Here is a 23,726-nt window from a genome sequence, read left to right on the forward strand (position 1 = left end):
GCAAATCCTTCCTGTCTCGCCCCGACCCGTGTGTAGCGATGCGAACGCGGGCTGTCACCGCCCTCCTCTGCTTGATCGCGGAAGCGAACGGCGCCCAATTCGCAGGCAATCCGTTTGAGCCCTGAGCAGGGATTCGAAAAGCCGCTTCTTTCGACGCGGCGACGGCTAGGGTTCGGACCAATGACGACATTCACGAGACAAGACCTTTGAGCCCGGTGACGAAACCGTCGGAAATCGATTCCGCGCCGGTCCTGCCGATGACGCAGGCGGCCTATCTGCCGGGCGCGGCCTATGACGAGATGTTCGCCGACGGCGGCGAGGTGCGCGACCATTACGCCCACCTGCATACCCGCATGTCGCGCCTGTCGACCGAGGAGCTGGGCGGCCGTCAGCTGACCCAGGAACGCTCGTTCCTGCTCCAGGGGATCACCTTCACCGTGTACGGCGCCGACAGCGCCACCGAGCGGATCATTCCCACCGACCTGTTTCCCCGCATCCTGCCCGCCCAGGAGTGGGCCAGGATCGAGGCCGGCCTGACCCAGCGCCTGCGGGCGCTGAACATGTTCCTGGCCGACATCTACGGTGAGCAAAAGATCCTGATGGACGGCATCGTGCCGCGCGAGCTTGTGCTCAGCGCCCCGTCCTATCGCCGCGAAATGCAGCACCTGTTCGTGCCGCACAAGGCCTACGCCAATGTCTGCGGCTCGGACCTGATCCGGGGCCAGGATGGCGAGTTCGCCGTGCTGGAGGACAACCTGCGCGTCCCGTCGGGCGTGTCCTACATGCTGGCCAACCGGGACGCGGCCAAGCGCACCTTCCCCGGCGCCTATCGCGCCGCCGGCGTGCGGCCGGTGGAGCGCTATCCCGACCTGCTGCTGTCGACGCTGAAAAGCATGGCGGCCGACTGGCGGCCCAACCCGCAGGTCGTGGTGCTGACCCCTGGCGTCTACAACTCCGCCTATTACGAGCACGCCTATCTGGCGCGCCTTATGGGCGTGCCTCTGGTCGAGGGCCGCGACCTCGTGGTTCACGACAACACCGTCTACATGCGCACCACCACCGGCCTGCGACGGATCGACGTGATTTATCGCCGGGTGGACGACGACTTCATCGACCCGCTCACCTTCCGCCGGGACTCGTCCCTCGGCGTGGCGGGACTGTTCAACGCCTATCGCGCCGGCTCGGTGGTGATCTGCAACGCCCCCGGCACGGGCGTGGCTGACGACAAGGCGGTCTATGCCTATGTCCCGGACATCATCCGCTACTACCTGGGCGAGGACGCCATCCTGCCCAACATCGAGACCTTCCTGTGCCGCGAGCCGGCCCAGCTCAGCCACGTGCTCGACAATCTCGACAAGCTGGTGGTCAAGGCGGTCGGCGCATCGGGGGGTTACGGCATGCTGATCGGGCCCCACGCCTCGACCAAGGAACGCGCCGAGTTCGCCGACGCGATCAAGGCCGACCCGGAAAACTACATCGCCCAGCCGACCATCCAGCTGTCCACCGCGCCGTGCCTGGTCGACGGCCGGATCGAGCCGCGCCACGTGGACCTGCGCCCCTTCATCCTGTCGGGCGAGAAGATCGTGGTCACCCCCGGCGCCCTGACCCGCGTGGCGTTGAAGCGCGGCTCGCTGGTGGTCAATTCCAGCCAGGGCGGCGGCTCAAAGGACACCTGGGTCCTGGCCGACGACGCAATGGGGAGCGCCCAGCCATGATGCTCGCCCGCGTGGCCGACAGCCTCTACTGGACCGGCCGCTACCTCGAACGCGCCGAGCATCTGTCGCGCCTGTCCGACGTGATGCTCAACGCCACCCTCGACCAGAACGACTCCGGCATGCAGGCCGCCCGCATCGCCCTGGCCGCCTTGGGCGACGAGGAAGGCGCCCGGACGGCATCACCCTATGATGCGGCGCGCGGCCTGGTGCTCAACCGCGATGATCCCAACTCGGTCGTCTCGTCCCTGGCCCGCGCGCGTGAGAACGCCCGCCAGGTCCGTGACCAGATCACCACCGAGACCTGGGAGCGGCTGAACATGCTCTATCTGCGCATGACCAGCGGCGAGGCCGAGCGCGCCTTCGAAAACGGCTCCTCGGCCTTCCTGCATGAGGTCATTTCCGACCTGCACACCTTCAAGGGCGCCGCCGACGCCACCATGAGCCATGGCGAGGGCTGGCGCTTCCTGATGCTGGGCGCGCACCTGGAGCGGGCGCAGCTGATCGCCCGCCTTCTGGAGGTCGGGTTCGGCGAGGCGCGCACGGTCCACGCCTCCGACCGCATCGCCCTGATGAGCCTGCTGCGCATGGCTTGCGCGCTGGAGCCCTATCTGCGCGCCTACACCGCCGAGATCGAGCCGCGCCACATCCTGGAGTTCCTGCTGTTCAGCGAGGACTTCCCCCGCTCGATCCGCTTCACCACCACCCAGATGGAACTGCACCTGAGCAAGGTGGCGCGCCATATGGAAAGCGGCGTCGGCGGCGGCCATCCCGAACGCCTGGCCGGACGGCTCAAGGCCCGCCTGGAGTTCGCCGACATCGAGGAGCTAGAGGCCATGGGCGCCAGCGGCCTGCTGGCCCAGGTGGTCAACGAATGCGGCCGCATCCACCAGGCCATCTACGATACCTTCGTCGCCTATCCGCTCGAACTGAGGCTGCCGGCCTGATGCTGCTCGAAGTCCGCCACGTCACCCAGTACCACTACGCCCAGCCAGTGCGTGAAAGCGTCATGGAGCTCTGGATGCAACCCCAGAAGGGCGGCCGCCAACGCCTGGTCAGCTTCGAGCTGGACCTGGAGCCCGCCGCCCAGCTGTTCTCCTACGGCGACACCTTCGGCAACGCCGTCTATCACTTCGACGTCCCGCAGCCGCACGACCGCCTGACCATCGTCGCCCGCTCGGCGGTGGAGACCCAGCCAGACCTGGTCCTGCCCGAGGCCCTGGACGCCGGGGAATGGGACCGCCTGCGCAGCGACTTCGTCCGGGGCGAGGCCTTCGACTTCCTGCATGACCACGGCTACGCCCGCCGCACCGAGATGCTGCAGGCCTTCATGGACAAGCACGACATCGCCGACCTGCGCCGGCGCGATCCCCTGACCGCCCTGCGCCGCCTCAACCAGACGATCTACGAGGCCTTCAGCTACGCCCCCGGCGTCACCGAGGCCGACAGTCCCATCGACGAGGCGCTGGAGGCGGGCCGCGGCGTCTGCCAGGACTTCGCCCACATCATGATCGCCATCTGCCGCTCCTGGGGCGTGCCGGCGCGATACGTGTCCGGCTACCTGTTCACCGACCGCGAGGCCGGCGACCGCTCAGATCCCGACGCCACCCACGCCTGGATCGAGGTGTTCCTGCCGACCCTGCGCTGGATCGGCTTCGACCCCACCAACAACATGATGACCGGCGAGCGCCACATCGCCGTGGCCGTGGGCCGCGACTACGCCGACGTGCCGCCGTCGCGTGGGGTGTACAAGGGCGACGCCGAAAGCCAGTTGGCCGTCGGCGTGTCGGTCCGCCGGGCCCGCGCCGCCATGGCCGAGCCGGAGTTCATGCGCGTCGCCCGCCCTGCCTTCGCCGGCGTTCGCCGCCGCACCGACGGCGAGGCCTACCGTCACGACCAGCAGCAGCAACAGCAGCAGTAGAGACCCCCGCTTCCCAAGCCGCTCCGTCATGCCACTATGGCTTGCAAAAGAAGACGGAGGATGCGCGGGTGCTGGAAGGTCTGAAGGTCGTCGAGTTCGCCACCTACATCGCCGCCCCAGGCGCGGCGGGGATCATGGCCGACTGGGGCGCGGAGGTGATCAAGGTCGAGGCGTTGGACGGCGATCCCATGCGCCGGTTCTTCGACACCATCGGCGCCGACACCCCCGACAATCCGGTCTTCGACCTGGACAACCGGGGCAAGCGCGGCGTCGCCCTGGACATCCGCACCGACGCCGGGCGTGACGCCTTGGTCCGCCTCGCGCGGCAGGCCGACATCTTCCTCACCAATGTCCGCCCAGGCGCCCTGAAGCGGGCGCGGCTGGACCACGAGACCCTGCGGACGGAGAACCCGCGCCTGATCTACTGCAGCCTGACCGGCTATGGGCTGGAGGGGGCCGACGCCGACAAGCCCGGCATGGACGTGGCCGCCTTCTGGTCCCGCGCTGGGGTCGGGTCGCTGACCGCGCCCAAGGGGGCGGAGCCCTTCCCCATCCGCACCGGCATGGGCGATCACGTCTGCTCGCTGGCCACCACATCGGCGATCCTGGCGGCGGTGATCGAGCGTGGGCGAACCGGCGTCGGGCGGCTGGTGGAGACCTCGCTCCTACGGGCAGGAGTCTACGCCATCGGTTCGGACATGGCGATCCAGCTAAAGATGGGCCGCATCGCCTCCACCCGCCCGCGAGAGCAGGCGGTGCAGCCCTTGGCCAACTTCTTCCGCACCGGCGACGGCAAGTGGATCTGCCTGCTGCCGCGCCAGGGCTCCACGGACTGGCCGCGCATCGCGGCGGCCGCCGGTCGGCCCGAACTGGTGGACGATCCCCGCTTCGCCAGCGCCAAGGCCCGGCGGGAGAACGCCGGCGCCCTGGTGGCCGAGCTCGACGCCGCCTTCGCCGCCCTCATCTATGCCGACGCGGCCAAGGCGCTGGACGAGGCCGACATCACCTGGGGTCCCTATCAAACGCCGGCCGAGCTGGTGAACGACCCGCAGGCCCACGCCGCCGGCTGCTTCGTGCAGACGCCGGACGGTTCGGGCGGCGCCTTCGCCGCGCCGGGCGGTCCCGCGCGCTTCCCCGGCTGCGACGACGGGCCGAAGGGACCCGCTCCAAAGCTCGGCGAACACACGCGCGAGGTTCTGGCTGAGCTGGGATACGACGAGGAAGAGATCACGGCGATGATCGCCGCAAAGGCCGCCGCCTAGGTCTTGGACTTGGCGTTGGCTTCCGACAGGACGCGCAGCATCTCGGAGGTGAACAGCGAACCGCCCAGGCTGCGGGTCGAACCTTCGCCGCCATTGGTCAGGCCGAAGGGATCGCCGTCCTTTTGCGACCCGCGCAGGATGAACTCGACCAGCGCCTGTTGCTGCTGCACGCGGTCGTCGCGGCGGGCCGAGGCGTACTGGATGAAGCCGGGCTGCTGCTCCCGCTCTCCCACCGCCTCTTCCGGACCGCCAGTGCGGGTCAGGTTCGCATAGACCTCGCCCACGGTGGCCGCGCGGCCGCCCCGGTAGAAGATCGAACGGTTGGCTTCCGCCGCGTCGGGAAACAGGGCGGCGGCGCTGGCGTTGGGGCTGGCGTTTACCGCCTCGATCAGCTTGGCCGAGCCCTTGGGGCCCAAGAAGTGCGCGGCGTAGAGCTCGCCCGCCGTCGGCATGCGCCCGGTGCGGCCACGAAGATAGGAGGCGTGATCGGACGCCAGTTCACCCGCCATCAGCGACGCGGCGTGCGGATCGAGCTTCAGCCCCATCACCGCCTTGCGCGCATCCGAACCGCCCGCCACGTGGAAGCGTCCCGAGGAGTCCTGGCTGATAAGATCGGCGTAGCGCGCGTAGCCGTATTTGGAGCCGTGCTTCTTCAGCGTCGACATCCAGGTCTGGTCCACGAACTGGAACAGGCCGGCGGCACTGGAAGTGCCCGCCTTGGCGGTCGGGTTGTAGCCGCTTTCGCGCTTGGCGGTCTTCATCAGGAACGAAAAATCGACCCCCGTCGCGCTGGATGCGCGCTGGATGGCCGTCTCGACGACTCCCCGGATGGACTGCACGGTCATGGTCCTTGGATCGCCCCGACATGGTTAACGAGCAATTAACCGCGCAATTCCTGCCGGGCAGATTATGCCGAGCCCATGAATTACAAGTGTACACTTTGTGATTTACGATTGTAGTTTTCCGTGAGAGCGTTGGATCGACCACAACGACAGGGAGGTCAGCCATGGTCGTCCAACCCGCCTTCTCCGCCACCGTCCCGCCATGGGAGCGGGCAGAGCACGCCCGCCCTCGCCTGTCCCGCGGCGCGGTGATCGCCCTGGGCGCCTCGCTCGCGGTCCACGCGGCGCTGGGCGTCTATCTCTACTATCGAAAGTTCGTCCTGCCGGAGGCGCAGGCGGTCCCGGCGGAATCGATCATCAGCCTGGAGCGCTACATCCCGCAGCCCCCGCCTCCGCCGCCCTCGACGCAGCCGGTCACCCAGCCCCGGACGGTGAACCTGCATCAGCCGCAGCCCAACGCCATCGTCCCGGACGTCACCATGCCGGCGGTGATCACGCCGCCTGGGCCGATTGACCTTGGCCCCCTGACCACGCTGATCCAGCCGCCGACGCCGGCCGTCACGCCGCCATCGCCCCCGCCCCCGCCCCCGCCGACCATCGTCCGCCCCACCTGGCTGAAGCGCCCCGGCGCGGCGGAGATGTCCCGCTTCTATCCGGAGTCCGCCCAGCGGCGCGGGATCGCCGGCGGAGCGACGATCAACTGCCGCGTCACCGCCGCCGGTTCCGTCTCCGACTGCGCCGTGATCGACGAGGCGCCAGCCGGCGAAGGCTTCGGCGCGGCGGCCGTGAAGCTGTCCCGCTTCTTCAAGATGAAGCCGCAGACCGAGGACGGCAGCCCGGTGGACGGCGCCTATGTCCGCATCCCGATCCGCTTCAACCTGGCCGACTAGGCGGCGCGGGCCTGCTCAGTAGCTCTTGGGCAGGCCCAGCACGCGCTCGGCGATGTAGTTCAGGATCATCTCACGGCTGACCGGCGCGATGCGGGCGATCATCGCCTCGCGGAAATAGCGCTCCACGTCATACTCCTTGGCGTAGCCCATGCCGCCATGGGCCAGCACCGACGCCTCGCAGGCGTGGAAGCCCGCCTCGCCGCCCAGATACTTGGCGGCGTTTGCCTCGGCCCCGCAGTCTTCACCTGCGTCGTAGAGGGCCGCGGCCTTGAACGCCATCAGGCTGGCGGCCTCCAGCTCGGCCCAGGACTTGGCCAGCGGATGGGCCACGCCCTGGTTCTGGCCGATGGGCCGGCCGAACACCACGCGCTCCCTGGCGTAGGTGGTCGCCTTGGCCAGGGCGGTGCGGCCCAGGCCCACCGCCTCCACCGCGAACAGCACCCGCTCCGGGTTCAGGCCGTGCAGGAGATAAGAGAATCCCTTGCCTTCCTCGCCGATCAGATCCTCGGCCGGGACCTTCAGGTCTTCGATGAAAAGCATATTACATTCAACGGCCTTGCGGCCCATCTTGGGGATCGGCTTGGCCTCGATCTTCTCGCGGTCCGTGTAGAACAGGCTCAGCCCCTGGGTCGGCTTGGCGACCTGATCCTTTGGGGTGGTCCGGGCGATGATCAGGATCTTGTTGGCCCGCTGGGCGCCCGTGGTCCAGATCTTCCGCCCGTTCAGGACATAGCCGTCGCCGACCCGCTCGGCCCGCGTCTCGAGGCTGGAGGTGTCGAGGCCGGAATTGGGCTCCGTCACCGCGAAGCACATCTTGTCCTCGCCGCTGATCAGCCGCGGCAGATGGCGGTCGCGCTGCTCGGCCGTGCCGAACTTCACGATCGGCATGGGGCCGAAGATGTTCAGGTGGATCGCCGATGCGCCGGAGAACCCGGCGCCCGACTGGGCCACGGTCTGCATCATGATCGCCGCCTCGGTCAGACCCAGGCCCGCCCCGCCGACGCTTTCCGGCATGGAGACGCCCAGCCAGCCGCCCTCGGCTATGGCGGCGACGAAGGCTTCGGGGAAGTCGCCGGTCTCGTCGGTCTTGCGCCAGTATTCGTCGTCGAAACGCTCACAGACCCGGGCGACGCCGTCGCGGATGGCTTCCTGTTCGTCCGTCAGCCGAAAACCCGTCATGCATCCCCCTGCCTGTGCGACCGGTCTCCTAGAAGCGCCTCGGGTCGAACCGGGCGGCCAAGGGGCCGGCGTCTTCATTGTCTACATAAGCGGCGATCATATTGGCGATGACCGGCGCCAGAAGCCAGCCGTTGCGACGCGCGCCCACCGCCAGGATGACGCCCGGCGTAGCAACCGGCCCGACCAGCGGCATCCCGTCGGCGGTCGCCCCGCGCACGGCGGCCGAGGCCTCGAACCGCGCGTCCTTCAAGGCGGGCAGCAATCGCGAAGCCCGCGCCGTCAGCGTCTCGATGACTTCAGGGTCCACCGCCCGGTCCGAGCGCCCCTGCTCCATGGTCGCGCCGACGATCACGCCGTCGGGCGACGGGCAGACATAGATGCCCTCGCCGCGCAGCACCGGGCCATCGAACACGACATCCCGCGCCTGGGCGATCTGCCCCTTGATCGGCGACACGGCGGCCAGTTCGGGAGCGATGGCCTCCAGCTCATGCCCGCCGCCGGTGGCGATCACCAGCCAATCGGCGGCTAGGGTCCGGCCGTCGGCCAGCACCGCCTCACTGTCAGTCCAGCCGGTCACCAGTCGATCCACGAACTGCGCGCCATCCGCCCCCGCCGACGCCTTCAACGCCGTCAAAGCCTGGGGCGCGCGAAGACGCAGGTCTTCTCGCGACCGCAGACCGCCCAATCCCTCGGCCAGGCCAGGAACCAACGCTCCCGCCTCCGCCGCTGTCAGGTATTCGAAGGGAGCCCCCGCCTCGGACAACCGCCGCGCCCAGGTCTCGACGACCGCCGGCTCGCCCACGGCCACCGCGCCGGAGCTGTCGAGCATGACGCCATGGGCCTGGGCGAAGGCGGGCCACAGCCCTCTAGCCGCATTGAGCATGGGATAGTGCCCCGCCGTCGACGGATCGAAGGCTGTCTCCATGGCCGGCGCCAGCATTCCGGCCGCCACGCCCGAGGCGTTGTCGCCCAGGGGCGCGGAATCACATACGACCACTTGGACGCCGCGTCGTGCGAGGCTCGCCGCCGCGGCGAGTCCGACGGCGCCGCCGCCGGCGATGACAACTCGCTGGTTCATGCCGCAAAGCAACGATCAGGACCCCCTGCGTCAAGCCTTGCCGATCAGACCGCAACTCGGCTAACGCCGATATGCGCGCGAGTGACTTGGAGGCGCCGTGCAGATCTTTCGCAATGCAGACCGTGTCGCCACGCCCTGGCGCAACGGCGGCGGCATGACCGTCGAAATCGTCGCCCGCCCCGACGGCGCCGGCTTCGACGACATGGATTGGCGCGCCAGCCTGGCGCGGGTGGACCAGGACGGCCCCTTCTCGGCCTTCCCCGGCATCGACCGGGTTCTGACCGTGGTCGAGGGCGGCCTCAGCCTTAGCCTCGACGGCGGCCCGGCGGTCAATGTCGATGCGGAAACCTCGCCTCTGTCCTTCGCCGGCGAGACGGCGATCGAAGCCAAGACCACGCCCGAAGGCGCGAGCGTCCTGAACGTGTTCGTCCGCCGCGACCGCTGGCGCGCCAACGCCGAACGCCTGACCGTCTCGGCGCCCCGTTCGTTTCCCGTGGACAGCCAGGCGCTGGTTTACGCCATCGACGCCGTGACCGTACGCGTGGACGAGACGGCCGAGGCTCTGGAAGCGGGCGATGTCCTCGAAGCCCCCGCGGCGCTGCGCCTGTCCGCGCCCGGCGCCTCGGCGCGGGTGGTGGTGATCCGGCTGTCGCCCGCCGTCTAGTCGATGCAGCGCTGGATGATGTCGGCCAGGCGGCGCTCCAGCTCCGCCAGCTGGGTCTCATCCAGATCGAAGTCGGGGATCAGGGCGCGCGAGATGCTCAGCCCCATGATGATCGAACCGACGATCTTGCCGCAGACCTTGGCGTTCGGTCCGCCAAGATAAGCCTCCAGCCGGTCATAGAACCGGTCGCGCCCCATGACGCGGATGGCTTCCGACGCCTTGGGCGAAGCTGATGAGCGCAGCATGATGAGGAAGCAATCCAGCTTTTCGCTGTCCTGCGGTTCGCGCAGCATCATGTGAGCCACATGGACGCCGAACCTGTCGCGCTCGACCGTGAACAGGTCGCTGGGATCGCCGGTGCTGCAGACCTCGACGAACAGATCTTCCTTCGAGCCGAAATAGCGCGAGATCAGCGCCGGATCGACGCCAGCGTCCGCCGCCACGTCCCGCACCCCGACGCTGTCATAAGCCTCGCGTGAGAATCGTGCGCGAGCTGCGCCCAAAATTGCGGCGCGCGTAGCTGCGGCATTGCGCGTGCGAGGCTGAACACCCACGTCCGTCAAAGGCGTTTTCCTAAATTGTCTGTCATCCGCGTCAACGACTGTTGACTTATATACCCCGCTTCGGGCTAGAAGTCACCGCCTGTTGACATGGGCTTCCCCTACGGAAGCTCAAACTGGGGAATAGAATGCGCAAGATCCTCGCCGTCGCCGCCATCGGCGCGACCGGAATCGTCCTGACCGCCTGCGGTCCGAAGGCTGCTCAGCCTCAAGGCGGTCCGCCCCAGGTGTCTGTCGCAACGCCTTTGCAGGAGCGCGTCGTCGACTGGAACGATTTCGTCGGCCGCTTCGAGGCGCCGCAGTCGGTTCAGGTCCGCGCCCGCGCCGGCGGCTACATCCAGGCCATCCACTTCCGCGACGGCCAGCAGGTGAAGGCCGGCCAACTGCTGTTCACCCTGGACCCCCGCCCCGCCCAGGCCGCCCTCGCCGCCGCCAAGGCCCAGGCTGATCAAGCCCGCGCCGACCTGAAGCGCGCCGAAAGCCTGCTGTCGGCCACCGCCATCTCCCGCGAGGAGTTCGAGACCCGCCGCGCCGCCGCCCAGGTGGCCGAGGCCGGCCTGCGCGCCCGCGAACTGGACCTGGAATTCACCCGCGTCACCGCCCCGGTGTCCGGCACTGTCTCCGACCGCCGCGTGGACGCCGGCAACGTCATCTCGGGCGGCACGTCCAACGCCGACGTGCTGACGACCATCGTCTCCACCAGCCCGATCCACTTCACCTTCGAGTCCTCGGAAGCCCAGCTCCTGACCCAGCAGCGTCAGTCCGGCCGCGGCACGGGCCGGGTGAAAGTCCGCCTGCAGGACGAGGCCGACTATCGCTGGACCGGCACGGTCGACTTCTCCGACAACGCCGTGGACGCCAGCTCCGGCTCCTTCCGCATGCGCGCCGTGGTCGCCAACCCCAACGGCTTCCTGAAGCCGGGCATGTTCGGCCGCGCCCGCGTCGAGGGCTCGGGCGCCTACAACGCCATGCTTATCCCGCAGGAGGCCGTGGTCGCCGACGGGGCCCGCAAGGTCGCCTATGTGGTGGCCGGCGACGGCACGGTCACTGTGAAGCCCCTTCAGCTCGGCCCGCTCAGCGGCGGCCTGCGCGTGGTCAAGACAGGCCTGCGCCCCGACGACCGGGTGATCATCAACGGCATCCAGCGCGCCCAGCCTGGCCAGAAGGTCGCGCCGGCCAAAGCCACGATCTCGCGCAAGGAGGGCGGTGAATCCCCGCCGCAGCTCGCCGCGCCCGCCCCCGCCGCAACCGCGACGCCGGTCCAGTAGAGCCAGCGACCCATGCGCCTTTCGCACTTCTTCATCGACCGACCGATCTTCGCGGTCGTCATCTCGGTGTTCATCAGCCTGATCGGCGCCTTCGCCTATCCGCTGCTGCCGCTCGCCCAGTATCCCGAGATCGCCCCGCCGACCATCGCGGTCGCCGCCACCTATCCCGGCGCCTCCGCCGAGGTGCTGGCCGAGACCGTGGCCGCGCCGATCGAGCAGGAGATCAACGGCGTCGAGGACATGCTCTACATGACCTCCTCGTCGGCCAACGGCCTGGCGCAGATCACCGTCACCTTCAAGCCGGGCACCGACCTCGACGCCGCCCAGGTGCTGGTCCAGAACCGCGTCGCCCTCGCCGAACCGCGCCTGCCCGAGCAGGTGCGCCAGATCGGCGTGCAGGTGAACAAGCAATCCACCGGCTTCCTGATGCTGGTCGCCCTGACCAGCAAGGACCCCAACACCGACATCGACTACATCGGCAACTACGCCAACGCGACGCTGCGCGACCAACTGCTGCGCATCGAGGGCGTGGGCGGCGTGCAGGTGTTCGGCGGCGGCCTTTACTCCATGCGCGTCTGGATCGATCCCAGCCGCGCCGCCGCCCGCGACCTGACCGCGGCCGAGATCGTCACCGCCCTGCGCACCCAAAACGTGCAGGTCGCCGCCGGCTCCGTCGGCCAGCCTCCCTTCGGCGGAAACACCGCCATGGAGATGCCGGTCCAGGTCGAAGGCCGCCTGTCCGATCCGGAAGAGTTCGCCGACGTGGTCATCAAGACCGACGCCAGCGGCCGCGTGACCCGCGTCCGTGACGTGGCCCGCGTGGAGCTCGGCTCTCAGGACTACGGCATCCGCGGTTACTTCAGCGGCGATCGCGGCATCGGCATGGCGATCATCCAGCAGCCCGGCTCCAACGCCCTGGCCACCGCCGAGCGCGTCCTGGCCACCGTCGAGGAAGCCAAGGCGAGCTTCCCGCAGGGCGTCACCTATTCGATCCCCTACAACCCGACCGAATATGTCGCCGCCTCGGTGGAGTCGGTGCAGCACACCCTGGTCGAGGCCATCGTGCTGGTGGTCATCGTCGTGCTGGTCTTCCTCCAGACTTGGCGCGCCGCGATCATCCCGATCATCGCCATCCCCGTCGCCCTGGTCGGCACCTTCGCGGTGCAGCTGGCGCTGGGCTTCTCGATCAACTCCCTGTCCCTGTTCGCCCTCGTCCTCGCCGTCGGCATCGTCGTCGATGACGCCATCGTCGTGGTCGAGAACGTTGAGCGGAATCTCCGAATGGGCATGACGCCTAGGGAGGCCGCCTATCGGACCATGGACGAAGTGTCGGGCGCCCTTATCGCCATCGGCCTCGTGCTGACCGCGGTGTTCGTGCCGACCGCCTTCGTCTCGGGCATCCCGGGCCAGTTCTACCGTCAGTTCGCGGTGACCATCACGGCCGCCTCGCTGATCTCGCTGCTCGTCTCGCTGACCCTGTCTCCGGCCCTCGCCGCGCTGCTGCTCAAGCCGCACAAGGAAGGCCACGAGAACCAGGGCCCGCGCTGGCTGCGCCCGCTGCAGTACGCCGGCAAGCGCTTCAACGACGGCTTCGACTGGCTGAGCGACCGCTATGGCCGCCTCACCTCCCGCCTGATCCGCGCCAGCATGATCGTTCTGATCGTCTATGGCGGCCTGCTGCTGGTCACCGGCTGGCGTCTCGGCGCCACCCCTGGCGGCTTCATCCCGCAGCAGGACCAGGGCGTGCTCATCGGCGTCGTTCAGATGCCGCCCGGCGCCTCGCTGGAACGCACGGACGCCCTGCTCGCCCAGACGGCAAAGGCCGTTTCGGAAATGCCCGGGGTGGAAAGCGTCGCGTCCTTCGCCGGCCTCGATGGCGCCAGCTTCTCGCAGGCCTCCAACGCGGGCACCATGTTCGTCCGCCTGAAGGACTGGGACGAGCGCGGCTCCGACCTGTCCGCCGACAACCTGGCCGGCGCCATCATGCAGAAGATGGGCGCCGTTCAGGAGGCCAGCGTCTTCGTCCTGTCGCCCCCGCCCGTTCAGGGCCTGGGCAACGGCGGCGGCTTCAAGATGATGGTCCAGGACCGTTCTGGCGCCGGCTATCCGGCCCTGGAAGGCGCGTCCTTCGCCATGATGGGCGCCGCCGCCCAGGACCCTGAGCTGCAACAGGTCTTCACCCAGTTCAACACCCGCTCGCCCCGCGTGGCGGCCGACATCGACCGCGACAAGGCCCTGCTGCTCGGCGTCCAGCCCAGCGAGATCTACTCCACGCTCGGCACCTATCTGGGCTCAAACTACATCAACGACTTCAACATGCTGGGCCGCACCTTCCGCGTGACCGCTCAGGCCGAGCCTACCCAGCGCGACGACGTCGCGGACATCGGCGACCTCAAGGTCCGCTCGACGTCCGGCGGCATGGTCCCGCTCGGCTCGGTGGCCAACCTGCGCGACGACACCGGCCCGGTGCGCGTGGTGCGCTTCAACCTGTTCCCCGCGGCTGAGCTGCAGGGCCAGGCGGCGCCGGGCGTCTCGTCGGCCCAGGCCATCGAGAAGATGGAGTCCATGGCCGCCCAGACCCTGCCCAAGGGCTTCAGCTACGAGTGGACGGAACTGGCGTTCCAGGAAAAGGCGTCGGGCAACACCGCCGCGCTGATCTTCGGCCTCGCCGTCGTCTTCGTCTTCCTGGTGCTGGCCGCCCAGTACGAGGCCTTCACCCTGCCCCTGGCGGTCATCCTGATCGTGCCGATGTGCATTCTCGCGGCCATCATCGGGGTGAACATCCGCGGCCTGGACAACAACATCCTGGTCCAAATCGGGTTCGTGGTGCTCGTCGGCCTCGCCGCCAAGAACGCCATCCTGATCGTGGAGTTCGCCAAGCAGGCCGAGGAGCAGGACGGTCAGGACCGCTTCGAGGCGGCCGTCACCGCCGCCCGCACGCGCCTGCGCCCGATCCTGATGACCTCGTTCGCCTTCATCCTGGGCGTCGTGCCCCTGATGCTGGCCACGGGTCCGGGGGCGGAGATGCGCCAGTCGCTGGGCACCTCGGTGTTCTCCGGCATGCTGGGCGTGACCTTCTTCGGCCTGATCTTCACGCCGGTCTTCTATGTGGTCTGCCGCTGGATCGCCCAGCGCCTACCCAAGCCGGCGGCCAAGGAGCGTACCTATCCGACCACGGGCGGCTCCACGCCGCACGACCCGGTCACCGACAACGACGGAGCCCACTGATGCGCCGCCTCTCCCGCGTGCTCGTCCTGAGCGCTTCCGCCGCCGTCCTGACCGCCTGCGCGGTCGGCCCGGACTATGAAAAGCCGCAAGCCGTGCCGCCGCAGGGCGCCTTCCTGGGCGGGGCCAACGCGGCCTTCACCCAGGCGGCTCCGGCCGGCGACTGGTGGCGGCTGTTCCAGGCCCCGGCCCTCGACGCTTTGGTCGCCCAGGCGCTCGAGGCCAACAAGGACATCGCCGTCGCCTCGGCCAACCTGGCCCAGGTCCGCGCCTCGCTCAGCGAGGCCCGCGCCGGCCGTCTGCCGACCACGACCGCGTCCAGCTCGGTACGCAGCGTGCGCCAGCAGATCCAGCCCGGCACCCCGCCCTTCGAGGCTGACGTCTACAACGCCGGCTTCGACCTGAACTACGAGGTCGACATCTTCGGCCGCGTCAGCCGCAACATCGAGGCGGTCCGCGCCGACCGGGACGCCGCCCAGGCGGCCCTGGACGCCACGCGCCTGACGGTGGCGGCCGAGACCGCGCGCGCCTTCGCCGACGCCTGCGCCGCCAATGTCCAGATCGAGGTCGCCAACCGCACCCTCGCCCTGCAGCAGGAGACGCTGGGCCTCACCCGCAGCCAGTTCGACAACGGACGCGGCACCGGCCTCGACATCTCCCGCGCCGCCACCCAGGTGGAAAGCACCCGCGCCACCCTGCCGCCCCTGCTGGCGGCCAAGGACGCGGCCCTGTTCCGCCTGGCGGTCCTGACCGGCCAGCCGCCGGCCCAGATCCCGGTCAGCGCCCGTGACTGCACGACCATCCCCCAGGTGGCCTCAGCCATCCCGGTGGGCGACGGCGCCGGCCTGCTGGCCCGGCGTCCGGACGTGCGCCAGGCCGAACGCCGCCTGGCCGCCGCCACCGCCCGCATCGGCGTGGCCACGGCCGCGCTGTATCCGCAAGTCACCTTGGGCGGCAACATCGGCTCGACGGCCCTCAAGGCCGGCGATCTTGCCGACGACTACACCTTCAGCTTCGGCCCGCTGATCTCGTGGAGCTTCCCAAACATCCTGGCCACCCGCGCCCGCATCAAGCAGGCCGGCGCGGCGGCGGACGGCGCCCTGGCGACCTTTGAACAGGCCAACCTCGTCGCCCTTCAGGAGACCGAGACCGCCCTGTCCGCCTACGCCCGCGAGCTGGATCGCCGCACGGCCCTGCGCCGCGGCCGCGAACAGAGCAGCGAGGCCCTGCGCCTGGCCCGCCTGCGCTACGACGCCGGCGTGGACAGTTTCCTGACCGTCCTCGACGCCCAGCGCACTCTCGCCGCGCTCGAGGCGCAGCTGGCCCAGTCCGAGGCCGCCGTCACCACCAACCAGATCGTCCTGTTCAAGGCGCTGGGCGGCGGCTGGGAAGTAGCTTCAGCCGAGTAATGGCTGGAGAAACGACGAGCAGATCAGGGGGAGCGGTTCAGCCGCTCCCCTTTTTCGTTTCAGATGCAGGTGGTCCATGTAGGTGGCAGCCGGGTTCTGGCTCCCTTCCCTGCCTGCAGGGTCCTGACGCCCTCCACGACGGCGCCAGGCCCCTGCAGGAGCCCACTTAGGCAAGCTCCGATGGCCTTGCCCTGCGCCGGCAAACACGCGCCATCTAGCGAGCTTCTAAGGACGGTAAGGAAAGCTCGGACCCGATGAGCCGATAGCCGAAGACGGCCAGAAACGAGAAAGGCCCGGCGTCGCCGCCGGGCCTTGTCAAGCGAATGGTACCACCTCTCAGGTTCGAACTGAGGACCTCTAGAGCCACAATCTAGCGCTCTAACCAACTGAGCTAAGGCGGCGCATTCGCGAGGGGTGTCCTTTAGTCTCCTGGGCGCTTCGGATCAAGCGCCAAAGGCGTCTTTCACGACCGTATCATAACAAAGAAAACGCCCCGGAGATCGCTCTCCGGGGCGCTTCTTTTTGTTCGCTCTCGCGGACCCTAGGTCGGGACGCGGAAGACGATCGGGATCCGAACCGTACCACCTTCGACGGGCGCGCCGTCGTTGGTCTTCGGACGCATCCGGAAGATGCGGGACAGCTTGATGGCGGCGTCGCCGAAGCCGTAATCGGCCGGGTCTTCCGAAACGATCGAGCAGCTCTCCAGGGTGCCCTTGGAGGTCACCTGGCACGAGATGGTCGCGCGACCGTTCATTTCCATCCGCTGCGCGCGGTCCGGGTAGTAACGAGCCAGGTCGTCACCGCTCGGCTTGCGCAGCCAGTCCGGGTTCGTGATCACCGACGGCCGCGGCGGAGCCGCCGGGGCCGGCGGAGCCGTCGAGATCACCGGCGGAGCCGGGCTTTCGACCCGTTCCTTAACCGGCGGGATCGGCAGCGGCGGCGGCGGCGTGACGTCCGGAGGGACGTTTGCCGGCGGACGCGGCTGAACCTTGGCCGGAGGCGGCGGTTCGTTGGTCGGCGGCGGCGGCGGAGGCGGCGGCGGCGGCGGGGGTGGCGGCTTAATGACGTCCACCTTCACCGCTTCGTCCGTGTACTCCTTGTACTTCGGCTCGAACTTCACCTTCCACAGGTAGACCCCGAGGAGGGCGTGAAGCCCGAAAGCGACCAGTACCCCGATACCGAAGGCGCCGAGGCCCTTCTTCTTCGGGCCACCGTTAGCCGTCAGCGGATCGTAGTGACGCCTGGGTTCTTGCTGTTCTTCAGCCATTCAACCATGCACCCCTACGAAGCAGCCGCGTCGGCGCCGATCAGCGCCACGCTATAGAACCCGTTGTCCTGAAGCGTATTCATCACCTGCATGAAAGCCCCGTAGCGGGTTTGCTTGTCAGCACGGATGTAAATGCGCTCCTTGGTCGGGTCGCGACGGCCCACGTTCTTCTTCAGATCCTCGCCCATGGTATCCACCGAGGTTTCGAAGTCCCCGATGTAGATCGCCCCATTGGACTGGATCGAGATGTAGACCGGTTTCGGCGGGTTCTGCGACGCTTTCGCGACCGCAGGCGGGAGGTCCACTTCCACCGACACGGTGGCTAGCGGAGCCGCCACCATGAAGATGATCAGGAGAACCAGCATCACATCGACGAACGGCGTGACGTTGATCTCGCTGTTCTGTTCGACGTTGAACCTACCGCCGCCCCCTCCAGAGAGTTTGGCGCCCATAGGTCTTAGGCCCCCTTGTCGAGCTGACGCGACAGAGCGTTGGTCAGTTCAGCCACAAAACCTTCAGCGCGCGTCCCGTAGGCCGAGATGCGGGTCTGGAAGTAGTTGTAGAAGATAACCGCCGGGATGGCGGCGAACAGACCGATACCCGTGGCGAGCAGCGCTTCGGCGATGCCGGGGGCGACGACGGCCAGGTTGGTCGTGTTGGTGTTCGCGATACCGATGAACGAGTTCATGATCCCGTAAACGGTGCCGAACAGACCGATGAACGGACCGGCCGAACCGACGGAAGCCAGGAAGGTCATCCCGCCGCCGAGGCGCTTAGCCAGGTTGGCTTGCACGGCGTTGATGGCGGTTTGAACGCGGACCAGGGTCGAGTTGCGGTGAGCGCCCGAAACCTGAAGGCCAGCTTGACGGGAGAGTTCGATTTCCGACGAAGCCGCGGCGGCCATGTCGGCCATCGGGTTGCCTTCATACTCTTCCGAGGAAGAGAGACGGCCGATGTCGGCGATCGTCTTCGCACCGCGGAAGTCTTCCAGGTACTTGTCCGATTGCTTGTTGAGGCCGCCGAACTCGAAGAGCTTGCTGATCAGCAGCACCCACGAGAAGACCGAAGCCAGCACCAGGCCGATCATGACGACCTTAACGACCGGTTCGGCGTCAAGGAACATCTGGACAGGCGTGAGCTTGCCGGCGTGGGCGATCGTCGCAGGGGCTTCCTGAGCGAGAGCCGGGGCGGCCGCCATGAGCGCCGCAGCGCCGGCGAGGCCGAGAATGGTAGTCAGTCGTTTGTTGAGCATCTGTCGCCAGTTCCTGATTGGTCTAGCACGTTTGGACACAAGGGTCGTCGCGCGAAAGCGTCTCCACCCTACGAACATGTTGAGAAGCATCACTTCGTTAGTTTGAGCTCTACTCCCAACACCGCTTCGCTGCGCCCGACCCGCAACGCTGAACCAACCAAAAGGCCGGAACCGCGTTTCGAAGGCGCGAGGGCCCCGGACAGCCCGAGAGCCATCCGAGAATTACCGCAATGTCAGAATTGCGGTCATGGTCCTTTGGCGAACCATTGCCCCATCGTCAAGGCCCTCGCTTGAGAGATATTTGATCGGGAGCGACCTAACGACGTTAGGTTTATTGCGTTGCACAAAATAAAACTGTCGCAAAACAGCAAAAATTCCCCCGGAACAGCATTATCCACGTTGCGCGTGCGTAAGACGCAATGCGGGCGAAAAGCCGCATCGTGAGGGTCGATCTATTTTTTTAGGGGAGCAAGTGAGGGAGGTGGTGCCTGGGGCCGGAATCGAACCAGCGACACGCGGATTTTCAATCCGCTGCTCTACCAACTGAGCTACCCAGGCGTTCCCTTGAAGCCAGCGAAATCAGGCCTCAAAGCGTCCCCGCGTTCGCGGGAGCCGCGTCTATAGAAGAGACGATCCGGCCTGTCCAGCCGATCCGACATCTTATTCTTCGTCGTTGGAAAAAGGGGTCGAGGCCCCCTCTTCCTCGTCCCCGCCGCGACCGCCGGGAACGGCATAGCTTCCCACCAGCCAGCGCTGCAGATCGACATCCGCGCAGCGCTTCGAACAAAACGGCTTGAACGCCGGATCGGTCGGCTTTGAGCAGATTGGGCAGCCCTTGCTCATTTGCTGATCACTTCAAGGTGTTCAGGACCGCCACGGTCGGAGCCCTGAACCTCGAACCGCGCCCCCAGCTTGTCGCGAAGCGCGGGCAGATAGGTCTCGACCGCCTTGGCCACGGCCGGAGAACAGAAAGCCCGCAGCTGGCCGCCCGGCGACGCCGCCCCTTCCCGCTCGATCATCCGCACCAGGCGAAGCGCCAGGGTCTGGTTGGTCAGCCGGCCATCCGGCCCGCGCAGAATCTCCAGCGCCGAGCGACGGCGGCGGGGAATCGTCATTTCCATGGTGCCGAACCGGCTGATCGCGCCGATGGCCACGCCGGGGTTGTCCGGAGCGAACGCCTTGCGCGCCACGCCCAGCAGGGCATGGCCGTCGTGGCCCCGGCCGACCAGGTCATAGACCACCAGCCCGCCCAGCCCCTTAAGGCGCATCAGTCGCGCGCCGACGGTCAGGGCCGTCATGTTGGCCTGCCGTGTCACCTTCTTGGAATCCTGCCCGCCCCGGTCGCCCAAATCGACGTCCACAGCGATCAGGGCGCGGGTCGGCTCGATGCTGATCGTGCCGCCGCCCGGCAGGGCGTGGACAGTCAGCAGGACTTCTTCCTCGGCCTCGTCGATGGCGGCGCGGGCGTCCGGCCCCTCGAACACCTCTTCGGTCCCCGCCCACAGCATCAGTTGCTCGGCCAGGTCGCCCGGGCCAGCGGTCAGGCGCGGCGCGCCCTTGGCCTCCTCGATGAAGCGGGCGACGGCCAGCTTGCCGTTGCGCGGCTCGCTCTTGATCTCGATCTCCACCGATCCGCCCTGAACCAGCGGCGGCATGTCGGCCTTGAGGGCCAGGATCGCCTCGGCCCCGCCCGGCAGGTCCAGGAAAGCGGTGGACATCACCTTCTCTATCTTGCGGACGCGGGCGATGGACCGCGCGCCTTCGGTCAGGACCGGATCGTCGCCGTCGCGCTGGATGACCAGCCGCTCCGGCCGCCCGTCATGCACGATCAGGCCGCGCGTCTCGCCGATCCCCCGGTCGAGAAAGAGCCAACGATCTTCGCTCATGCGCGCCACCCAAGTCCCGAAAGCAGATTCACAGTCTCATAGAGCGGCAGGCCGACCACCCCCGTATAGGAGCCGTCCAGGCCGAGGATGAACGCCCCCGCCCGGCCCTGGATGCCATAGCCGCCCGCCTTGCCCTTCCATTCGCCGCTGGCGACATAGGCTTCGATCTCCGCCCTGGTCAGGCGTTTGACGTGCAGGCGCGTCTCCACCAGCCGCGAGGCCTTGCGGCCGTCCGGCGCGACGGCGGCGATGCCGGTCAGCACCTTGTGCGCCCGCCCGGAAAGCAGCGTCAGGCATTGCCGCGCCTCCGCCTCGGTCTCGGCCTTGGGCAGGATGCGCCGGCCGACGCAGACCACCGTATCCGCGCCTAGGACCACCGCGTCCGGTGCATGGACCGCGGCGGCGGCGGCCTTCTCCACCGCCAGGCGCAAAGCCAGGCGGCGCGGCGTCTCGTCCCGCAGCGGCGTTTCGTCGATATCGGCCGGAGCCACCCGATCAGGTTCGATCCCCCCCTGACGCAGCAGATCGAGGCGGCGCGGGCTGGCGCTGGCCAGGACGAGCGGCGGACGGGCTTTATCAGTCTGAACTCATGGATCCTCGAGCGGCGGGCGCCGCCATATAGCTTGCTCAGCCGCCGAACGTCGATGTCGAGCCGAAGCGGCGCTGGATCGCGGCGGCCAGATCGTCTCGCACCTTGCGATAGGTCTCGATCACCGCCTCGCGCGAACCTTCGGTCAAGGTGGGGTCGATGGTCGGCCAGTAAAGGATCTCCACCGCCCTGCCCCGCGCCATCTCCACCGCCCGGTGCTGCGCCTCGGGCGTCAGGGAGATGACCATGTCGAAGGACTCGTCCTCCAGCTCGGCGAAGGTCTTGGCCCGGTGGGTCGAAAGGTCGAAGCCCAGCTCGTCCATCACCGCCTGGGCGAAGGGATCGGCCGTCCGCCCGGCGGGGTCCGACTTCAGCCCGCACGAATCGACAAAGATCCGGTCCCCGAACCGCAGGCGCAGCAGCCCTTCGGCCATAGGCGACCGCACGCGGTTGAAGTTGCAGGCGAACAGAACCGCCCCCGGAAGCTCCACCACGGGAATCAGCCCCGCCAGTGCAGGGCGCAGATCAGGGTGAACAGGCGCCGGGCCGTATCGAAGTCCAGCGTCACCTTGCCCTCGAGACGCTCACGCAGCAGGGTCGAGCCTTCGTTGTGCAAGCCCCGCCGTCCCATGTCCAAGGCCTCGATCTGCTGCGGCGTCGAGTTGCGGATGGCGTGGTAGTAGCTCTCGCAGACGATGAAGTAGTCCTTGATCACCATCCGGAACGGCGACAGCGACAGCACGTGCCGATAGGCGAATTCCGGCCCGGTGATGTCCAGGGCCAGACGGTTCTCCACCAGCGAGATCTTCAGGTCATAAGGCCCGCCGGCCGCGCCCTCGGGCTGGAAGCTGTTGGCCTCCAGCAGGTCATAGATCGCGACCTGACGTTCCTGCTCCTGGTCGCGTGAGGCGGCGGCCAGGGATTCTTCGTCGATCTCGACGGCCTTGAGGACGTGCGGCCCGCTCATCAGGGCTCCAGCCGCACCGCCGCCGAGCGCGCGTGCGCAGGCAGGCCTTCGGCCGTGGCCAGGGCCACCGTCGGCGGGCCTAGTCGCGCGAACGAGGCCGCGTCGCATTTGACGATCGAGGTGCGCTTGAGGAAGTCGTAGATCGACAGGCCCGACTGGAACCGCGCCGCCCGGCTGGTGGGCAGGACGTGGTTGGTGCCGGCGATATAGTCGCCGATGGCCTCTGGCGTATGCCGCCCCAGGAAGATCGCGCCGGCGTGACGCACCTGGTCCGACAGGCTCTCCGGATCGTCGAGGGCGAACTCGACGTGCTCCGGCGCCAGGATGTTCACCAGACGCGGGCTGTCGGCCAGGGGCGCGATGATGATCGCGCCGTGGTTCTTCCAGGACTCGCGGGCGTCCTCGGCGGTGGCCAGGGTCTCAAATTCCTTGGCGATCGCCTGCTCCACCTTGTCGGCGAAGGCTTCGTCGTCAGTGATCAGGATCGATTGCGCGGCCGGATCGTGCTCGGCCTGCGACAGCAGGTCGGCGGCGATCCAGGCCGGATTGTTCTTGCCGTCCGCCACGACCACGATCTCCGACGGCCCGGCCAGGGCGTCGATGCCGACAACACCGTAGATCTGCCGCTTGGCGGCGGTGACAAAGGCGTTGCCCGGGCCGACGATCTTGTCCACCGGCGCGATGGGGCCGGCGCCGAAGGCCAGGGCGGCCACGGCCTGAGCCCCGCCCACGCGCCAGATCTCGGTGACGCCGGCTTCCTGGGCGGCGGCCAGCACCGCCGGCTGCAGCTTGCCCGGAGGCGTGACCATGGCTATGCGATCGACACCCGCCACCTGGGCCGGCACGCAGTTCATCAGCACGGTCGACGGATAGGCCGCGCGACCGCCCGGCACATAGACGCCCACCGCCTCCAGGGGCGTCCAGCGCCAGCCCAGCTGAACCCCGACCTCGTCGACGAAGCTCTGGTCGGCGGGCTTCTGCCGTTCATGGAAGGTCTTGATGCGCGCCGCCGCGATGCGGATGGCCTCGCGGACCTCGGGATCGCACTCGGCGGCGCCGGCGGCGATCTCCTCGGGCGTGACCCGGATGGTCTCCTCGGTCAGCTCGACCTTGTCGAACTGGCGCGCGAAACGCAGCACGGCCGGCAGGCCTTCATTCTGCACGTTCTGCAGGACGTAACGGACCGCCGCGCCCACGTCGTCGGGCGAACCCCGCTGCTCGGCCACGAAGGCCTGGAAACGGGTTTCAAAGTCGGGGTCGGAAGATCGGAACCGGCGCATGAGCCGGGCTATACAACATCACGCCGGGCTGGCGAAGGCGGCCTTATTCGTCGTGACCGGGAGTGCGGCTGGCGCGCCACGGCTCCGACACGTCGGCCAGGACGGCGTCGATGCATTCCACCTCGGCGCGCAGGTCGCCGCCGCCCGCGAAGTTGAAGGTGATCGTCCCGCCCGGAGCCGCGCCGGGCTCGAAGGTGATCGACAGCAGCACGATCACCGCGCCCTTGGCGTCCCGACGCAGCTTGCGCGCCTGGACGTTCTGCACCCCGGCCAGCTGCAGGGCCGAACGGACCCGCTCGCCCTTCCCCTTGCCGCCGGCTTCCCAGCGGTAGCGGTTGAAGGCCAGGGTCAGGCGTTTGGCCGACGGCTCCCAGGTGATGTCGCCGATCTTGCCCAGGGCGTCCTGCAGCGCGGCCGAGATCACCGCGAGGTCGTCGCTTTCGTGGGCCAGCAGTCGAAGCGGTTGCGCAGCCAT

General features: G+C 68.1%; 23 protein-coding genes and 2 tRNA genes. 9 read left to right on the top strand and 16 right to left on the bottom strand.

The features are described 5' to 3' along the window. The first annotated feature begins 257 nt into the window (after positions 1–257). The 4 genes from ABOZ73_RS01605 to ABOZ73_RS01620 all read left to right on the top strand — a co-directional run bounded on the left by ABOZ73_RS01605 (position 258) and on the right by ABOZ73_RS01620 (position 4,895). Positions 258–1,715: a circularly permuted type 2 ATP-grasp protein gene (locus ABOZ73_RS01605; RefSeq protein WP_369062591.1), complete on the top strand. Its 1,458-nt coding sequence runs from the start codon at positions 258–260 to the stop codon at positions 1,713–1,715. Beyond that, positions 1,712–2,659, top strand: coding sequence for an alpha-E domain-containing protein (locus ABOZ73_RS01610; protein ID WP_369060175.1), 948 nt, complete (start codon positions 1,712–1,714; stop codon positions 2,657–2,659). The genes ABOZ73_RS01605 and ABOZ73_RS01610 overlap by 4 nt, the downstream gene beginning before the upstream one ends. After that, positions 2,659–3,633 (top strand): transglutaminase domain-containing protein, encoded by a 975-nt coding sequence (locus ABOZ73_RS01615; protein WP_369060177.1) that lies wholly within the window; start codon positions 2,659–2,661, stop codon positions 3,631–3,633. The genes ABOZ73_RS01610 and ABOZ73_RS01615 overlap by 1 nt, the downstream gene beginning before the upstream one ends. 68 nt (positions 3,634–3,701) lie before the next feature. After that, positions 3,702–4,895, top strand: coding sequence for a CaiB/BaiF CoA transferase family protein (locus ABOZ73_RS01620; protein ID WP_369062592.1), 1,194 nt, complete (start codon positions 3,702–3,704; stop codon positions 4,893–4,895). Here ABOZ73_RS01620 and ABOZ73_RS01625 read toward each other — a convergent pair. After that, on the bottom strand, positions 4,892–5,740 hold the full coding sequence (locus ABOZ73_RS01625; RefSeq protein WP_369060179.1) for a transglycosylase SLT domain-containing protein: 849 nt from the start codon (positions 5,738–5,740) through the stop codon (positions 4,892–4,894). The genes ABOZ73_RS01620 and ABOZ73_RS01625 overlap by 4 nt on opposite strands. A gap of 161 nt (positions 5,741–5,901) precedes the next feature. On the opposite strand from ABOZ73_RS01625, the gene ABOZ73_RS01630 reads away from it, so the two are divergent. Beyond that, positions 5,902–6,627, top strand: a complete 726-nt coding sequence (locus ABOZ73_RS01630) for an energy transducer TonB (protein ID WP_369060180.1) — start codon at positions 5,902–5,904, stop codon at positions 6,625–6,627. A 15-nt stretch (positions 6,628–6,642) separates the two neighbouring features. Here ABOZ73_RS01630 and ABOZ73_RS01635 read toward each other — a convergent pair whose 3' ends face one another. Both ABOZ73_RS01635 and ABOZ73_RS01640 read right to left on the bottom strand, forming a co-directional pair. After that, positions 6,643–7,806 (bottom strand): acyl-CoA dehydrogenase family protein, encoded by a 1,164-nt coding sequence (locus ABOZ73_RS01635; protein ID WP_369060182.1) that lies wholly within the window; start codon positions 7,804–7,806, stop codon positions 6,643–6,645. A gap of 28 nt (positions 7,807–7,834) precedes the next feature. Then, the gene (locus ABOZ73_RS01640) at positions 7,835–8,884 is read right to left on the bottom strand and encodes an NAD(P)/FAD-dependent oxidoreductase (RefSeq protein ID WP_369060184.1); all 1,050 of its coding nucleotides are present in this window, start codon (positions 8,882–8,884) and stop codon (positions 7,835–7,837) included. A 97-nt stretch (positions 8,885–8,981) separates the two neighbouring features. Here ABOZ73_RS01640 and ABOZ73_RS01645 point away from each other — a divergent pair, with 97 nt between their 5' ends. Then, entirely contained in the window at positions 8,982–9,548 is a 567-nt protein-coding gene (locus ABOZ73_RS01645) for a HutD family protein (RefSeq protein ID WP_369060186.1), read from the top strand. Here ABOZ73_RS01645 and ABOZ73_RS01650 read toward each other — a convergent pair. After that, positions 9,545–10,102, bottom strand: a complete 558-nt coding sequence (locus ABOZ73_RS01650; RefSeq protein ID WP_369062593.1) for a TetR family transcriptional regulator — start codon at positions 10,100–10,102, stop codon at positions 9,545–9,547. The two genes, ABOZ73_RS01645 and ABOZ73_RS01650, sit on opposite strands and share 4 nt — an antisense overlap. Before the next feature lie 134 nt (positions 10,103–10,236). On the opposite strand from ABOZ73_RS01650, the gene ABOZ73_RS01655 reads away from it, so the two are divergent. Genes ABOZ73_RS01655 through ABOZ73_RS01665 form a run of 3 tightly spaced genes read left to right on the top strand, consistent with a single transcriptional unit; the run spans position 10,237 to position 16,010 of the window. Beyond that, positions 10,237–11,376, top strand: a complete 1,140-nt coding sequence (locus tag ABOZ73_RS01655) for an efflux RND transporter periplasmic adaptor subunit (RefSeq protein WP_369060188.1) — start codon at positions 10,237–10,239, stop codon at positions 11,374–11,376. 12 nt (positions 11,377–11,388) lie between these two features. Beyond that, a complete protein-coding gene (locus tag ABOZ73_RS01660) occupies positions 11,389–14,604 on the top strand; it encodes an efflux RND transporter permease subunit (RefSeq protein ID WP_369060189.1) in 3,216 nt (1,071 codons plus the stop codon). After that, positions 14,604–16,010 carry an efflux transporter outer membrane subunit gene (locus tag ABOZ73_RS01665; protein ID WP_369060191.1) on the top strand — a complete coding sequence of 469 codons (1,407 nt, stop codon included), beginning with the start codon at positions 14,604–14,606 and terminating at the stop codon, positions 16,008–16,010. The genes ABOZ73_RS01660 and ABOZ73_RS01665 overlap by 1 nt, the downstream gene beginning before the upstream one ends. Positions 16,011–16,334: 324 nt before the next feature. Here the strand turns inward: ABOZ73_RS01665 and ABOZ73_RS01670 are convergent. The 12 genes from ABOZ73_RS01670 to ABOZ73_RS01725 form a co-directional block, all read right to left on the bottom strand. Beyond that, a tRNA-His gene (locus tag ABOZ73_RS01670) sits at positions 16,335–16,411 on the bottom strand. A gap of 140 nt (positions 16,412–16,551) precedes the next feature. Next, positions 16,552–17,277, bottom strand: coding sequence for an energy transducer TonB (locus ABOZ73_RS01675; RefSeq protein ID WP_369060192.1), 726 nt, complete (start codon positions 17,275–17,277; stop codon positions 16,552–16,554). A gap of 14 nt (positions 17,278–17,291) precedes the next feature. Further along, positions 17,292–17,729: a biopolymer transporter ExbD gene (locus ABOZ73_RS01680; protein ID WP_277787187.1), complete on the bottom strand. Its 438-nt coding sequence runs from the start codon at positions 17,727–17,729 to the stop codon at positions 17,292–17,294. Positions 17,730–17,734: 5 nt separating this feature from the next. Continuing rightward, entirely contained in the window at positions 17,735–18,529 is a 795-nt protein-coding gene (exbB, locus tag ABOZ73_RS01685) for a tonB-system energizer ExbB (protein WP_369062594.1), read from the bottom strand. 482 nt (positions 18,530–19,011) lie between these two features. Then, positions 19,012–19,087 (bottom strand) — tRNA-Phe (locus ABOZ73_RS01690). A 102-nt stretch (positions 19,088–19,189) separates the two neighbouring features. After that, positions 19,190–19,372, bottom strand: a complete 183-nt coding sequence (locus ABOZ73_RS01695; RefSeq protein ID WP_369060195.1) for a DNA gyrase inhibitor YacG — start codon at positions 19,370–19,372, stop codon at positions 19,190–19,192. After that, on the bottom strand, positions 19,369–20,415 hold the full coding sequence (locus ABOZ73_RS01700; protein ID WP_369060196.1) for a ribonuclease E/G: 1,047 nt from the start codon (positions 20,413–20,415) through the stop codon (positions 19,369–19,371). Before ABOZ73_RS01700 ends, ABOZ73_RS01695 begins: the two co-directional genes overlap by 4 nt. Then, the gene (locus tag ABOZ73_RS01705) at positions 20,412–20,969 is read right to left on the bottom strand and encodes a Maf family nucleotide pyrophosphatase (protein ID WP_369062595.1); all 558 of its coding nucleotides are present in this window, start codon (positions 20,967–20,969) and stop codon (positions 20,412–20,414) included. Before ABOZ73_RS01705 ends, ABOZ73_RS01700 begins: the two co-directional genes overlap by 4 nt. A gap of 73 nt (positions 20,970–21,042) precedes the next feature. Further along, positions 21,043–21,498 carry a low molecular weight phosphatase family protein gene (locus ABOZ73_RS01710; RefSeq protein ID WP_369060198.1) on the bottom strand — a complete coding sequence of 152 codons (456 nt, stop codon included), beginning with the start codon at positions 21,496–21,498 and terminating at the stop codon, positions 21,043–21,045. A gap of 5 nt (positions 21,499–21,503) precedes the next feature. Then, positions 21,504–21,971: a UPF0262 family protein gene (locus tag ABOZ73_RS01715; RefSeq protein WP_369060199.1), complete on the bottom strand. Its 468-nt coding sequence runs from the start codon at positions 21,969–21,971 to the stop codon at positions 21,504–21,506. Further along, positions 21,971–23,251: a histidinol dehydrogenase gene (hisD, locus tag ABOZ73_RS01720; protein WP_369060201.1), complete on the bottom strand. Its 1,281-nt coding sequence runs from the start codon at positions 23,249–23,251 to the stop codon at positions 21,971–21,973. Before hisD ends, ABOZ73_RS01715 begins: the two co-directional genes overlap by 1 nt. A 43-nt stretch (positions 23,252–23,294) precedes the next feature. Beyond that, positions 23,295–23,726 (bottom strand): DUF2948 family protein, encoded by a 432-nt coding sequence (locus ABOZ73_RS01725; protein ID WP_369060203.1) that lies wholly within the window; start codon positions 23,724–23,726, stop codon positions 23,295–23,297.

Origin of the sequence: Caulobacter sp. 73W, from assembly GCF_041021955.1 — a bacterium.
Taxonomy (GTDB): Bacteria; Pseudomonadota; Alphaproteobacteria; order Caulobacterales; family Caulobacteraceae; genus Caulobacter.

Bases quoted from the DNA above. Each gene is read 5' to 3' on its own strand.
- ABOZ73_RS01610 (WP_369060175.1), top strand. From the start codon at position 1,712: ATGATGCTCGCCCGCGTGGCCGACAGCCTCTACTGGACCGGCCGCTAC.
- ABOZ73_RS01655 (WP_369060188.1), top strand. From the start codon at position 10,237: ATGCGCAAGATCCTCGCCGTCGCCGCCATCGGCGCGACCGGAATCGTC.
- ABOZ73_RS01695 (WP_369060195.1), bottom strand. From the start codon at position 19,372: ATGAGCAAGGGCTGCCCAATCTGCTCAAAGCCGACCGATCCGGCGTTC.
- ABOZ73_RS01665 (WP_369060191.1), top strand. From the start codon at position 14,604: ATGCGCCGCCTCTCCCGCGTGCTCGTCCTGAGCGCTTCCGCCGCCGTC.
- ABOZ73_RS01715 (WP_369060199.1), bottom strand. From the start codon at position 21,971: ATGAGCGGGCCGCACGTCCTCAAGGCCGTCGAGATCGACGAAGAATCC.
- ABOZ73_RS01660 (WP_369060189.1), top strand. From the start codon at position 11,389: ATGCGCCTTTCGCACTTCTTCATCGACCGACCGATCTTCGCGGTCGTC.
- ABOZ73_RS01635 (WP_369060182.1), bottom strand. From the start codon at position 7,806: ATGACGGGTTTTCGGCTGACGGACGAACAGGAAGCCATCCGCGACGGC.
- ABOZ73_RS01605 (WP_369062591.1), top strand. From the start codon at position 258: ATGACGCAGGCGGCCTATCTGCCGGGCGCGGCCTATGACGAGATGTTC.
- hisD (WP_369060201.1), bottom strand. From the start codon at position 23,251: ATGCGCCGGTTCCGATCTTCCGACCCCGACTTTGAAACCCGTTTCCAG.
- ABOZ73_RS01630 (WP_369060180.1), top strand. From the start codon at position 5,902: ATGGTCGTCCAACCCGCCTTCTCCGCCACCGTCCCGCCATGGGAGCGG.
- ABOZ73_RS01615 (WP_369060177.1), top strand. From the start codon at position 2,659: ATGCTGCTCGAAGTCCGCCACGTCACCCAGTACCACTACGCCCAGCCA.
- ABOZ73_RS01625 (WP_369060179.1), bottom strand. From the start codon at position 5,740: ATGACCGTGCAGTCCATCCGGGGAGTCGTCGAGACGGCCATCCAGCGC.
- ABOZ73_RS01680 (WP_277787187.1), bottom strand. From the start codon at position 17,729: ATGGGCGCCAAACTCTCTGGAGGGGGCGGCGGTAGGTTCAACGTCGAA.
- ABOZ73_RS01700 (WP_369060196.1), bottom strand. From the start codon at position 20,415: ATGAGCGAAGATCGTTGGCTCTTTCTCGACCGGGGGATCGGCGAGACG.
- ABOZ73_RS01725 (WP_369060203.1), bottom strand. From the start codon at position 23,726: ATGGCTGCGCAACCGCTTCGACTGCTGGCCCACGAAAGCGACGACCTC.
- exbB (WP_369062594.1), bottom strand. From the start codon at position 18,529: ATGCTCAACAAACGACTGACTACCATTCTCGGCCTCGCCGGCGCTGCG.
- ABOZ73_RS01675 (WP_369060192.1), bottom strand. From the start codon at position 17,277: ATGGCTGAAGAACAGCAAGAACCCAGGCGTCACTACGATCCGCTGACG.
- ABOZ73_RS01640 (WP_369060184.1), bottom strand. From the start codon at position 8,884: ATGAACCAGCGAGTTGTCATCGCCGGCGGCGGCGCCGTCGGACTCGCC.